This window comes from Pseudomonas onubensis, assembly GCF_965653655.1.
Classification (GTDB): Bacteria; Pseudomonadota; Gammaproteobacteria; order Pseudomonadales; family Pseudomonadaceae; genus Aquipseudomonas.
The window spans coordinates 1-12,432 of record NZ_CBFHAZ010000144.1; the positions used below are offsets into that span (position 1 = coordinate 1).

Here is a 12,432-nt window from a genome sequence, read left to right on the forward strand (position 1 = left end):
CGAACTCAGTAGTGAAACGATGCATCGCCGATGGTAGTGTGGGGTTTCCCCATGTGAGAGTAGGTCATCGTCAAGATTAAATTCCGAAACCCCATTTGCGAAAGCAGATGGGGTTTTGTTTTGGGCGCTCGAAAACAACACTCCGCTTCAAAACCTCTGCGCCTTAATCAGCTCAATCGGCATCGTCCCGATCCCCATCCTCATACGCGGCCTGCACAAAGCTGGAGGGTCATCTGACTGATCGCCCTTATGTGATTGAGGCGTTTTTGCAGCCAAAATCCGTCCCTGTCTGACAAAACAGCATGCCGTTGGGGAAATCGATGCAAAGTGTTTCTGCATTTTTGGTATGGTGCAGCACATTTTCACAAGGATTGATCTTTCATCCGCAGGAAGCGGCGTCCACCTTCTTCAACGAGATGCTGTAGAAATGCCTGAACCGATACCGATCAAGGATCACGAAAAAGAAAACCGCCTGGTCAACAAGCGCTTGCTCGCCTGCGCACTGTTGGTGATTGGTATTACTTGCGCCCTGGTCGGGCGCATGTATTTCCTGCAGGTGGTGCAGTACGACTATCACTCGACGATTTCCGAGAACAACCGGGTCCACGTACTGCCGATCACGCCGACGCGCGGGCTGATTTATGACCGCAATGGCGTAGTGCTGGCCGACAACCGTCCCAGCTACAACCTGACCATCACCCGTGAGCGCACCACCGACCTCAAGGGCGAGCTGGACGCCATCGTCAGCCTGTTGCACTTACCTGCCGAAGACCGCGCGGTGTTCGACAAGGCCTTGAAACAAGCCCGCCATCCGTTTGTGCCGGTAACGCTGTTCTACGAATTGACCGAAGAGCAGATTGCCGTGCTGGCTGTTAACGAGTTCCGCTTGCCGGGCGTCGATGTCGAACCGCAGTTCGTGCGGCATTACCCGTTGGGCGCGCATTTTGCCCACTCGATTGGCTATGTTGGCCGAATCAACGAAAAAGAATCCAAAGCCCTCGACTCGGTGGAGTACCGCGGTACCCAGTCCATCGGCAAGACCGGTATCGAGCGTTTCTACGAGTCCGAGCTGCACGGCCATGTCGGCTATGAAGAGGTCGAGACCAACGCCCAGGGCCGCGTGTTGCGCGTGCTCAAGCATACCGACCCGATCCCCGGCAAAAACATCGTGCTGAGCCTCGACGTCAAACTCCAGGAAGCGGCAGAGGAGGCCCTGGGCGATCGCCGCGGTTCGGTGGTGGCCCTCGACCCGCAGACCGGCGAAGTGCTGGCCATGGTCAGCAAGCCGAGCTTTGACCCGAACCTGTTCGTTACCGGCATCAGCTTCAAGGAATATGCCGCGCTGCACGATTCCATCGACCGACCGCTGTTTAACCGCGTGCTGCGCGGACTTTACGCGCCCGGCTCGACCATCAAGCCGGAAGTGGCCATCGCCGGTCTCGACAGTGGTGTAGTGACCGCGCAAACCCGAGTGTTCGACCCCGGTTATTATCAATTGCCCGATTTTGACCACAAATACCGCAACTGGAACCACAGCGGTGACGGCTGGGTAGACATGGATGCGGCGATCATGCGCTCCAACGACACCTACTTTTACGACCTGGCCCACAAGCTGGGTATCGATCGACTGCACGACTACCTGACCGAGTTCGGCATCGGTCAGAAAGTCTCCCTCGATATGTTCGAGGAATCAGCCGGCCTGATGCCTTCCCAGGCCTGGAAGCGCGCGACGCGGCGCCAACCCTGGTTCCCGGGCGAAACGGTGATCCTCGGCATCGGCCAGGGTTACATGCAGGTCACGCCGTTGCAGTTGGCCCAAGCCACAGCGCTGATCGCCAACAAAGGTGTCTGGAACCGACCGCACCTGGCCAAGACCATCAACGGTGTACCGCCGGTGGACGAAAACCCGATGCCTAACGTGGTACTCAAGGATCCGCGTGACTGGGAACAGGTCAACCACGGCATGCAGTTGGTGATGCACGACCCACGGGGTATCGCCCGTGCATCGGCGGTTGGCGCGCAATACCGCATCGCGGGCAAGAGTGGTACGGCGCAGGTGGTAGCGATCAAGCAAGGTGAGCGTTACAACCGTAACAAAACCTTGGAGCGCCATCGTGACAACGCCTTGTTCGTCGGCTTTGCGCCGGCCGAACATCCCAAAATCGTGATCTCGGTGATGATCGAAAACGGCGAGGCCGGTGGCCGCGTGGCAGGCCCGGTGGTGCGGCAGATCATGGACGCCTGGTTGCTTGACCAGGAAGGCCATCTCAAGCCGCAGTATGCGACGCCTGCCAAGGCGCCCGGTGACCCGCACGTCTAATCAGGTCTTCCACTCATCCCAGTGCTCTACGCCTGCGTAAGCAAGCCAGGGCACGTCATGGGCCGTCCAGATGTGCGAGGTGGGCCGCACGCCAGGGTCGTCGTCCAGCGTCGCCACCCGCACAATCACATGGGGCTGATGCCTACGCTCAGCCATCAAGTGTGAGCCGCAGCGCGAGCAGAAATGCCGGAGCTTGCCCGGTGAAGACTCAAACGACGACAGTAGCGCCTGCCCCTGCGTCCAGCGAAAGTGCTCGCGCATCACCCCGGCCGTGGCCACGAATGCGGCGGCATGCACTTTGCGGCAACTGTTGCAATGGCAGTGGCTGATGGGCATGTCCAAGCTGTCGATTTGATAGCGCACGGCTTTGCAGAAGCAACTTCCATTCAGCGGGTCAGTCATACACGTATTGCCTGATCAAGGACGGGGACAATCATCATTGCTTACAACCTGAGGTTGCGCATTGTTTGTTGTCGCCTACTTTCAATGGAGGAGGTGACTTATGCACGTGTTAGATCGCATCGAACGAAAAGTCCTGCTCAACGTACCACGCAAACAGATCTGGGAAGCGCTCACCAATGCCGAGCAGTTTGGCGAGTGGTTTGGCATCGCCCTCAAGGGTGAAACCTTTACCGCTGGAAAAACCATCGAGGCACCGATCACTTACCCAGGCTACGAACATGTGGTGTGGAAGGCCGAAATCGTGCGCATCCTGCCCCAAACCCTGTTCTCATTCAGATGGCACCCTTACGCTGTCGAAAAGGGCGTCGACTACGACCAGGAAACCCCGACTCTGGTGGAGTTCACCCTCGACGACCGCGCCCCCGGCATCCTCCTGCGGGTAGTCGAATCGGGTTTTGACGATGTGCCCGAAGCCCGTCGCCAGAAAGCCTTCAAGATGAACTCCCGAGGTTGGGACGAGCAAATGGGCAACATCGAAAACTACCTGAACCAGGCCCGCCGCGCCTGAGCCAGCGATGCGCAAATCCGCTGACTCAGGTGGTTACAACGCGTTTAGAAGTCCACCGTCGCCGAGAACTTGGCGACCCGCGGATCACCTTGGGTCAGATAACCGCCCAACGCCGATTCCCAGTACTTGGTATTCGCCACGTTCTCCACAGTGGCGCCCAGGCTCACATCACGCTGGGCCACCTTGAAGTTGTAGCGGGCGCCCACGTCGAAGCGGTTCCAGGCCGGCAAGCTCAGGTTGTTTGCTGCATCGGCGTACTGGCCGCCGGTGCGTAACATGCGGCCATTGACGCTCACGCCTTGCAGGCCCGGCACATCCCAATCCACGCCAGCGTTGAGCTGGAAGGACGGCACGCCAATAGCGCGGTTACCGTCGTTGGCGCCGTTAGCCGTGCCGTTGACTTCGGTGTGGATGATGGTCGCGCCGCCCAGCAGGCGCAAGCCGCTGACGGGTTCGCCGAAGACGTTCAGCTCTACACCTTTGTTGACTTGCTCGCCTTCGAAAACAAAAGTCGCGCTGCCGTCCGTATTAAGTTGGGAAAAACCTTGGGTCGGTTGTTCGATTCGGTACACACCCAGCGTTGCGCCATAGGTGCCCATATCGACCTTGACGCCAGCCTCGGTCTGTTTCGAGCGTGCGGGTGCAAAGGTCTGGTTGGCATTGGTCACGATGGCGCTGCTGAAGGTAGAGGGGGCAGTCGGTCCTGACGCCAGGCCTTCGATGTGGTTGGCGTAAAGCGACACATGCTCCCAGGGTTTGAACACCAGGCCATACACCGGCGTGGTAATGCCCTTGGCGTAATTGGCAGTGCGTGTGCCGGTGCCATAGGCGTAGCCCTGAACCACCAGCTCCTGGCGACGCAAGCCGGCAGTGAACAGCAAACGGTCATCCATAAAACCGAAGGTGTCCGACACCGCCACGCTGCGGGCGAAGGTCTTGGCGGTGATGCCAGGGTCGTTCAGGTCGCTGCCGGAGGTGAAGCCTCCTTTGGCTGGAGCAGTCACATCGGCCGGGTTGTAAATATTGGTCGGCTGGGTGCCGGAGGCAAAGTCAAAGGCGTTGCGGGTCTGGGTCCAGATGCCGGTCAAGCCGAGGTTCAATTTGTGGCTGACAGCACCGGTCTGGAACTTGCCGTTCAGGCCGGCCATCAGGCTGGTGTTGTCTTCCTGATGCGCAATGTTCGAGCTGCTGACCGTCGCATTGCCCAGCGTGTCCCTGAGGGTGACCGACGAATAGCGGCCCAGCTCATTGGTGTGCTTGGCGCCGCCGACGATGTAGGCGGTCCAGTTGTCATTGAGGTCGTACTCGCCACGCAACATGCCGAAGGTGTCTTCCAGGCTGGTGGTGCCCCAGTTCGGCGCGTAGTTGGTGTCGGCGGACGGCGCATTCGGGATATGAGTCAGCCCGTTGCCGAGCAACACCGAGTTACGCCCGCCATTGACCTGCTGCTTCTGATAAACAAAATCGCCGGACACGCGCAGGGCGTCACCGCGATAATCCAGGCCGACCGAGAACAGCTTCGAGCGCTGGCTTTCGTCGTCGATGGCAGTGTCGCCTTCGCGCTGGGAAATATTCACCCGCGCGCCAAAACGGTTGTCTTCACCGAAGCGCTGGCCGATGTCCAGGTGCTCGCCAACCCGCCCGTCACTGCTGATATCGGTGCTCAAACGGCGCAACGGCACATCATCGGCGCGCTTGGGTTGCAGATTAACGCCGCCGCCGATACCGGAACCGCTCGGCGTCACGCCGTTGATGAAGGCGTTGGGGCCTTTGAACACTTCAACCCGTTCCAGCGCGTCGGTGGACATGATCTGGCGCGGCAGGATGCCGTACAAACCGTTGAACGAGATATCGTCGCCATTGAGCGGCAGGCCACGAATCACGAAGGCTTGGGCCTGGTTCGCATAGCCTGATGCCTGGCGCACGGACGAGTCATTGAGCAGCACATCGCCGACGGTTTGCGCGTGCTGCTCGCGGATCAACTTCTCGGTATAGGAGGACATGCTGAACGGCGCGTCCATGATGTCCTGGTTGCCCAGCACACCTAACTGGCCGCCGCGCGCCACTTGGCCGCCCGCGTAAACCGACGGCAATGCGTTCGGTGCAGGGGCGTCGGCGCTGATAGTGGTGGCACCCAATTCCAGTGTGTTGCCGTCCGGGCTTGCCGCATAAGCGGCAAAGCTTATGGAGCAGCAAAGGGCGAGCAGGGTAGGGCGAAACGGCACAACAAGTCGGGAGCAGGTGGGCATGGTTGATCCTGACGGCGAGCCGTCATGTGAGGAAAAAGGGCAACAACGTTGCGCTTCCTCACTGCGCGGATACGACTCCGGCGCGAATGATAGTAATTGTCATTAATATTACGCAACAAGTTTGTGAAATTGTTGTCCGCACGCGCGGGATCTGCCGACCAGCGGCCGCAAAGGTGCTATATAGCCTCTCCCTTACTGCACTCAAGGCACTGGCGGCATGAACCTCACCGGCCATAACCTGGCGTTGCTGGCCTCACTCAGCACCTTGCTGGATGAGCGTAATGTCACCCGCGCTGCCGAACGCCTGTCCATCAGCCAGCCCGCGCTCTCGGCACAATTGGCGCGCTTGCGTGACCTGTTCGGCGACCCATTACTCACCCCCGCGCTGTCCGGCAAGGGCATGGTGCTGACGCCTCGCGGCGAACACCTGCAACAGCCGTTGCGCCAAGCCCTGCAAGTGCTCGAAGACGTGATCAACCACACGCCCACCTTCGATCCTTTCAGTGCTCAACGTGTGTTCAGCCTGGCGGCGAATGACAACGCCAGTGCCATCATGGCGCCGCGCCTGATCGCGTTGACGCGCGCGATGGGCATCCAAGGCATTCGCTTTGCCTTTCGAGGTATCGACAAAAACAAGCTGCCCGAGCAGATGGAAAGCGGCGACATCGACCTCGCCCTGACCGGTAAAGACGCCGTCGACAAAGCCTCGCAACTGTTACTGCTCGAGGAAGAGTTTCGCTTGGGCCAGCGCATCGGCCACCCACGCGGCACTGGGCCGGTGACGCTGGCGGCGTACACCCAATTGGAACATGTGCTGGTGTCTGGCGATGGCGGCGGATTCTACGGCTTTATGGATGAGGCGTTGGCGCGCAAAGGGCTGGCGCGGCGGGTTGGGGTTTCGGTGCAGTACTACAGCCTGGTGCCGTTGATCCTGCAGACCACCGATCTGGTCTGCACCTTGCCCGCGCAGTTTCTTGAACGCTACGCCAGCACGCTGCAATCGTCTGCCCTGCCGCTTGAGGTACAGCGCTACAACCTCTATGCGGCCTGGCATTCACGTTTTGATCAGGATCCCGCCCACGCTTGGCTGCGCACAATGCTCAGCCAATGCGCGGCGACGTAGCCTATTTTGCCGGCACCCAGATGAAGTGATCGCCCTCGGCCTGGATCTGGCCTATGCCCGGGAACGGGAAGTGCGGGGCGAAAATCGTCTCATGGCTGTCGGCCAGTTTCTTCAGCTCGGCGCGGCGCGTGGCGATGCCTTCATCACGGTCATTGTCAAAAGTGATCGCCCATTCAGGCTGCGCCAGGGACACAATCGAGCTGTGGACCAGATCGCCTACATCCAGCAAGCGCGATTGCCCCGAGACAATCTGATAGCCCACATGCCCCGGCGTATGGCCCTTGAGCGGTACAGAGTTGATACCCGGTGCAACTTTATCGCCCGGTGCAAAGGTCTTGACCTGCGGCGTAATCACCTTGATCAGCGCCGCCATGTTGGCCTGGCCTTGCAGCCATTGCCAGTCCGGCCTGGAGATCTTCACCACTGCCTTGGGAAACGCCTGCGTGCCCTCGGCCGTGACCAGCCCGCCAATATGGTCGCCGTGCACATGGGTGATCAGCACATCCGTGATCTGCTCAGGCGCAACGCCGGCCTGCGCCAGGCTCTGCATGAGCAAGCCCTGCACGTTGGGGCCCAAACCGGTGTCGATGAGGATGGTTTTTTTGCCGTCCTTCACCAGCAATGCGTCCACATCCAGGCTGACCTTGTCGGTCGGCGCACCGGCGGCGGCGAGCACGCCGGCAACGGCCTCTGGCCCGACATTGGCGCCGAAGACCTTGCCGTCATTGGGGATGTCGTTGGTCTTGTCGTGCAGCGCCGTCACCTGCAGCGGGCCGAAGTGAAAGGTGCGTGCGGCGGGCGCGTCTTCGGCCGCCTGGGCAAGGGCGATGGAACAGGCGCTGAGTACAAACGCAAAGGTCAGGTGTTTAATCATCGGTCGGGCTCTCGGGCTCTCAGGTTGCGGGTCGGGGTTCTGGATGCGCCAAGCAGGCTAAAGCGCTGGGCCTGCACAGTGAAATCCACATTCAGCATAGGAGGTATAAGCCGGATAAATGCCATCGCCCATCGCGTTTGCCCGGATGCCGAGTAGAATCACGCCCTTAAAGCGATTCCTGAGGTGCGGTACGGTGGATTTACAGCAGGGTTTTGTCCTGACCCGGCATTGGCGCGACACGGCGGCGGGCACGGAGGTCAGTTTCTGGCTGGCCACCGACCAGGGCCCACGGTGCGTGCGCCTACCTGTGCAAACCTCGGTGATGTTTATCCCGCAGGCCCATCGCAAGCCGCTCGACTGGCTGCTCAAGGGCGAGCGCGAGATTGAACTGCGCCCGTTGCAGTTGTGCGACTTCCATCATCGCCCTGTGCTTGGCCTCTACACCCGCCAGCACCGCCAGCTGATGGACCTGGAAAAGCGCCTGCGCGCCGCCGGTGTCGACGTCTACGAAGGCGACGTACGCCCGCCCGAGCGTTACATGATGGAGCGCTTCATCACCGCGCCCGTGTGGTTCGGTGGTACGCCGGATGCCAGCGGCGCCTTGCTCGACGCGCAGTTGAAACCCGCGCCGGACTACCGCCCGCCGCTCAAACTGGTGTCCCTGGACATCGAGACCACCGCCCAGGGCGACCTGTATTCCATCGCCCTCGAAGGCTGCGGCGAGCGCCAGGTGTACATGCTCGGCCCGCCCAACAAAGCCGATGCGGTGGACTTCAAGCTCGACTATTGCGATACCCGCGCCCAATTGCTCGAATGCCTCAACCACTGGCTGGCCACCCACGACCCCGATGCAATCATCGGCTGGAACCTGGTGCAGTTCGACCTGCGCGTTTTGCACGAACATGCCCAGCGTCTCAACGTGCCGCTCTTGCTTGGGCGTGGCGGCGAGGCCATGGCGTGGCGTGAACATGGCAGCCGCAACCATTACTTCGCCGCCGCGGCCGGGCGGCTGATCATCGACGGCATCGAAGCCTTGCGTTCGGCGACCTGGAGTTTCGAATCCTTCAGCCTGGAAAACGTCGCGCAAACCCTGCTCGGCGAAGGCAAGGACATCTCCACGCCGTACCAGCGCATGGACGAAATCAACCGCATGTTCGCCGAGGACAAACCGGCGTTGGCGCGCTACAACCTCAAGGACTGCGAGTTGGTCACGCGGATTTTTGCCAAGACCGAACTGCTCAAGTTCCTGCTCGAACGCGCCAGCGTCACCGGGCTGCCGGCCGACCGTAACGGTGGCTCGGTGGCGGCGTTCACGCACCTGTATATGCCGCTGATGCACCGCCAGGGCTTCGTCGCGCCGAACCTGGGCGACAAACCGCCCCAGGCCAGCCCTGGCGGATTCGTGATGGACTCGCGGCCCGGCCTTTATGAGTCGGTGCTGGTGCTGGACTACAAAAGCCTTTACCCATCGATCATCCGCAGTTTTCTCATCGACCCGGTAGGCCTGATCGAAGGCCTCAAACATCCCGAGGACAGCGAGTCGGTAGAGGGCTTTCGCGGCGCGCGTTTTTCCCGCACCCGGCACTGCCTGCCCGCGATTGTCGCGCGGGTTTCCGAAGGCCGCGAAGTGGCCAAGCGTGAACACAACGCGCCACTGTCCCAAGCCCTTAAAATCATCATGAACGCGTTTTACGGCGTGCTTGGTTCCAGCGGCTGCCGGTTCTTCGATACACGGCTGGCGTCCTCGATCACCATGCGTGGGCACCAGATCATGCGCCAAACCCGCGAGCTGGTTGAAGCCAAGGGGTATGACGTGATCTACGGCGACACCGACTCCACCTTCGTCTGGCTCGGCAGTGCGCATGCTGCGGATGACGCCAGCCGCATCGGCCGCGAGTTGGTGCAGCACGTCAACGATTGGTGGCGCGCGCACCTGCACAACGAGTTCGGCCTGCAAAGCGCGCTGGAACTGCAATACGAAACCCACTTCAGCCGCTTCCTGATGCCGACCATTCGCGGCGCGGAGGAGGGCAGCAAAAAGCGCTATGCGGGCTTGGTGGTACGCGCCGACAGCAGCGAAGAAATGGTCTACAAAGGCCTGGAAACCGTGCGCAGCGACTGGTCGCCCCTGGCCCGGCAATTCCAGCAGGAACTCTACCAGCGCATCTTCCACCGCCAGCCCCATCAGGACTACGTGCGCGACTATGTGCGGCGCACCTTGAGTGGCGAACTAGACGACCTGCTGATCTATCGAAAACGCCTGCGCCGCCCACTCGACGACTACGAGCGCAACGTGCCGCCGCATGTGCGCGCCGCACGCCTGGCGGATGAATACAACGACCGTCTGGGGCGCCCGCGCCAGTACCAGCGCGGCGGTTGGATCAGCTACGTGATTACGGTCAACGGTCCGCAGCCGCTGGAAGTACGCCAGGCACCAATCGACTACGACCACTACGTCACCCGGCAATTACAGCCGGTGGCCGATGCGATCCTGCCGTTCGTAAATGATGATTTCGGCACGCTGGTCGGCGGGCAAATGGGCCTGTTTTAAAACGCTTGCCTGTACGTAGGGCGAGCCTGCACTCTTGGCCTCTGACGACCCCCTCAGACGGCGCAGCTTTCCATGACTCAGATCACGTTGACCGGCAGCACGGTCGAACTCCAGCCCTTGCAACGCGAACACAAGGCCGCCTTGCTTGCAGCGGCTGCCGACGGCCAATTGTGGAACCTCAAGGTCACCAACGTGCCAGGCCCGGACACCATCGACACCTACATCGACACGGCCTTGGCCGGCCACGACGCGGGCAGCGTGATCCCCTTCACCCTGGTGCGCGCAGGCACTGGCCAGGTGGTGGGCAGCACGCGGTTCTGGAAGGTCGATCGGGTTAATCGCAAGCTGGAAATCGGCCATACCTGGCTGGCCGAGTCCACGCAAAAAACCGGCATCAACACCGAAGCCAAGCTCCTGCTGCTGACCTACGCTTTTGAAGTGCTCGACTGCGTGCGGGTGCAATTCACCACCGATGAACTCAACGAAAAATCCCGCGCCGCGATCCTGCGCCTCGGCGCCGTGCAAGAGGGCATTGTGCGCCACGAACGCATCATGCCCGACGGGCGCAAGCGCAATTCGGTGCGGTTCAGCATCATCGATTCGGAATGGCCGCAGGTGAAAGCCAGCTTGCAGGCCAAACTGCAGCGATAAGGAGTTAACCCCCATGTACACGCTTTACGGCATCGACGAATCCGGTTCCTGCATGATCGAAATCGCCCTGCAGCGTTGCGCGGTGCCGTGGCGGCGAATCGACGCCAGTTCCTGGGAAGACAGCGAAGGCAGTCACGCCCTGGCCCGGATCAACCCACTTAAACAAATCCCTACCTTGGTGACGCCCGAGGGCCAGGTGCTGACCGAAAGCGCCGCGATCCTGATCCACCTGGGCCTGGAATTTCCCGCCTCCGACCTGCTCGCCGGCAACCGTGCGCAGATCTTGCGTGGGCTGGTTTACATCGCCGCCAATTGCTATTCGGCGGTTGGCATCATCGACTACCCGCAACGCTGGCTGGGCCATGTGGATGAAGCCGCCCAGGCGCAACTGGTCAGCGGCACCCGCCGCTACCTGCACCAGGCCTGGGTGGTGTTTGCCGAGCAGTTTGCCGACCAGTTGTTCGCCCCGGGCGATGTGCCGAACGCGCTGGGCGTCATGGCGGCTGCGGTGTCGCGTTGGGACGCGGCGCGGGAGGCGTTGAACAACCTTGCGCCAGGCTTTGCCCAGACGCTGGCGCAGGTGGATGCCGACCCGGTGGTGGCGCCGGTATTTGCGCGGCATTGGCCGCAATAGAACGCCCCGTTATGGTTCCGCAATCAGAGGAAACAATGACTGATAACCCCATTCGGTCCCTTGCGTGGCAGGCTTCCTGACCTACGCTTCTTAACGAGGTGTAGGAATCATCCTTGAAATTGACTGTCGCAGACATGAAACTCAAGAACCCTGCATGGAATTCAAAGGAGGTGCGCATGCTCATCCGGTCGCTGACCCTGGCTACCTTGATGGCTTTTACGGGGCCGCTGTTGGCCGCGGATGATATCAACCCACTCAAGCAGGACTTGAACAAGTCCCGACCGCTGGTGGTGGTGGAACGTGATTCCGGCAATGAAACATTGGCGAACCTCAAGAAACAGCAGGACGAGCCTGCCAACAAGCAGTCCTTTGAAGAGCGCAGCATGGTGTTCTACACCGTGAAGTTCGGCAGTATCGGCGCCGAGGGTGAGAAGTTTGCCAAGGATGCCAAGGACAACAAGAAGCTCACACCGCCGGAAACCAATGCGTTGATCCGTGCCCTCGAGCTGGGCGCTGGTAGTGGCACCAAGGTGATTCTGGTGGGTAAGGACGGTGAGAAGAAGCTCGAGAAGACCGTACCGCCGGATACTCTCGACTTGAAGGAGTTCTTTAGCGCCATAGACCAGATGCCCCAGGCTGAAAAAGACCTCGCTGCACCGGCCGAGCCTGAGCCTGCTGCTGTAGCTGCGCCAGCCAAGAATGGTAAACCTGCCAAGCCCGCTAAAGCTGGTAGCAAGCCCGCCGCTTCACAACTCGATGATTGAGCATACATGGTCAATGTGAGAGCTGGCTTGGCTGCGATAGCGGTTTGTTGGTGTACATATCCGTTGCTGCGGTAACGGCTTCTATTGGTTCCGCTCTTACAGCGGGTCACTTTTGCAAGGACGCAAAAGTAACCAAAAGGTCCTCGCCCCACCACTCGGCACCTCGCTTAGGCTCGGTGTGCCCTCACTCCGGCTTGAATCCGTGGGCCGCCGCGATGGGCCATCCTTGGCCCAGCGCGGCTAACCCGGCGTCCTGCCGGGTTACCCACGGATTCAAGCCTGCGTTCGGCCATCGT

General features: G+C 60.6%; 10 protein-coding genes and 1 rRNA gene. 8 read left to right on the forward strand and 3 right to left on the reverse strand.

From position 1 onward, the window contains the following. Window positions 1–76 (forward strand): 5S ribosomal RNA (rrf, locus tag ACTD9P_RS27745); the annotation flags it as partial. Between the two features lie 351 nt (window positions 77–427). Continuing rightward, window positions 428–2,320 carry a penicillin-binding protein 2 gene (mrdA, locus tag ACTD9P_RS27750; protein ID WP_438870149.1) on the forward strand — a complete coding sequence of 631 codons (1,893 nt, stop codon included), beginning with the start codon at window positions 428–430 and terminating at the stop codon, window positions 2,318–2,320. On the opposite strand, the gene ACTD9P_RS27755 is transcribed toward mrdA, so the two are convergent. Then, window positions 2,321–2,722, reverse strand: coding sequence for a GFA family protein (locus ACTD9P_RS27755; protein ID WP_438870150.1), 402 nt, complete (start codon window positions 2,720–2,722; stop codon window positions 2,321–2,323). Between the two features lie 100 nt (window positions 2,723–2,822). Here ACTD9P_RS27755 and ACTD9P_RS27760 point away from each other — a divergent pair, with 100 nt between their 5' ends. After that, window positions 2,823–3,290 (forward strand): SRPBCC family protein, encoded by a 468-nt coding sequence (locus ACTD9P_RS27760; protein ID WP_438870151.1) that lies wholly within the window; start codon window positions 2,823–2,825, stop codon window positions 3,288–3,290. Between the two features lie 44 nt (window positions 3,291–3,334). Here the strand turns inward: ACTD9P_RS27760 and ACTD9P_RS27765 are convergent, their stop codons facing one another. After that, entirely contained in the window at window positions 3,335–5,539 is a 2,205-nt protein-coding gene (locus ACTD9P_RS27765; RefSeq protein WP_438870152.1) for a TonB-dependent receptor, read from the reverse strand. Window positions 5,540–5,756: 217 nt separating this feature from the next. Between ACTD9P_RS27765 and ACTD9P_RS27770 the strand changes: the two genes are divergently transcribed. Continuing rightward, window positions 5,757–6,662, forward strand: coding sequence for a LysR family transcriptional regulator (locus ACTD9P_RS27770; protein ID WP_438870153.1), 906 nt, complete (start codon window positions 5,757–5,759; stop codon window positions 6,660–6,662). Window position 6,663: 1 nt separating this feature from the next. Here the strand turns inward: ACTD9P_RS27770 and ACTD9P_RS27775 are convergent, their stop codons facing one another. Then, window positions 6,664–7,536, reverse strand: a complete 873-nt coding sequence (locus ACTD9P_RS27775) for an MBL fold metallo-hydrolase (RefSeq protein WP_438870154.1) — start codon at window positions 7,534–7,536, stop codon at window positions 6,664–6,666. A gap of 193 nt (window positions 7,537–7,729) precedes the next feature. On the opposite strand from ACTD9P_RS27775, the gene ACTD9P_RS27780 reads away from it, so the two are divergent. From ACTD9P_RS27780 to ACTD9P_RS27795, 4 genes are all read left to right on the forward strand, one after another. Next, window positions 7,730–10,087 carry a DNA polymerase II gene (locus ACTD9P_RS27780; protein ID WP_438870155.1) on the forward strand — a complete coding sequence of 786 codons (2,358 nt, stop codon included), beginning with the start codon at window positions 7,730–7,732 and terminating at the stop codon, window positions 10,085–10,087. Window positions 10,088–10,159: 72 nt separating this feature from the next. Continuing rightward, window positions 10,160–10,738, forward strand: a complete 579-nt coding sequence (locus tag ACTD9P_RS27785) for a GNAT family N-acetyltransferase (RefSeq protein WP_438870156.1) — start codon at window positions 10,160–10,162, stop codon at window positions 10,736–10,738. 13 nt (window positions 10,739–10,751) lie between these two features. Then, entirely contained in the window at window positions 10,752–11,372 is a 621-nt protein-coding gene (locus ACTD9P_RS27790) for a glutathione S-transferase N-terminal domain-containing protein (protein WP_438870157.1), read from the forward strand. A gap of 176 nt (window positions 11,373–11,548) precedes the next feature. Next, window positions 11,549–12,136, forward strand: a complete 588-nt coding sequence (locus ACTD9P_RS27795; protein WP_438870158.1) for a DUF4174 domain-containing protein — start codon at window positions 11,549–11,551, stop codon at window positions 12,134–12,136. The last annotated feature ends 296 nt before the right edge of the window (window positions 12,137–12,432 follow it).

Coding starts and splice junctions, on each gene's coding strand:
- mrdA (WP_438870149.1), top strand. CDS start 428: ATGCCTGAACCGATACCGATCAAGGATCACGAAAAAGAAAACCGCCTG.
- ACTD9P_RS27755 (WP_438870150.1), bottom strand. CDS start 2,722: ATGACTGACCCGCTGAATGGAAGTTGCTTCTGCAAAGCCGTGCGCTAT.
- ACTD9P_RS27760 (WP_438870151.1), top strand. CDS start 2,823: ATGCACGTGTTAGATCGCATCGAACGAAAAGTCCTGCTCAACGTACCA.
- ACTD9P_RS27765 (WP_438870152.1), bottom strand. CDS start 5,539: ATGCCCACCTGCTCCCGACTTGTTGTGCCGTTTCGCCCTACCCTGCTC.
- ACTD9P_RS27770 (WP_438870153.1), top strand. CDS start 5,757: ATGAACCTCACCGGCCATAACCTGGCGTTGCTGGCCTCACTCAGCACC.
- ACTD9P_RS27775 (WP_438870154.1), bottom strand. CDS start 7,536: ATGATTAAACACCTGACCTTTGCGTTTGTACTCAGCGCCTGTTCCATC.
- ACTD9P_RS27785 (WP_438870156.1), top strand. CDS start 10,160: ATGACTCAGATCACGTTGACCGGCAGCACGGTCGAACTCCAGCCCTTG.
- ACTD9P_RS27790 (WP_438870157.1), top strand. CDS start 10,752: ATGTACACGCTTTACGGCATCGACGAATCCGGTTCCTGCATGATCGAA.
- ACTD9P_RS27795 (WP_438870158.1), top strand. CDS start 11,549: ATGCTCATCCGGTCGCTGACCCTGGCTACCTTGATGGCTTTTACGGGG.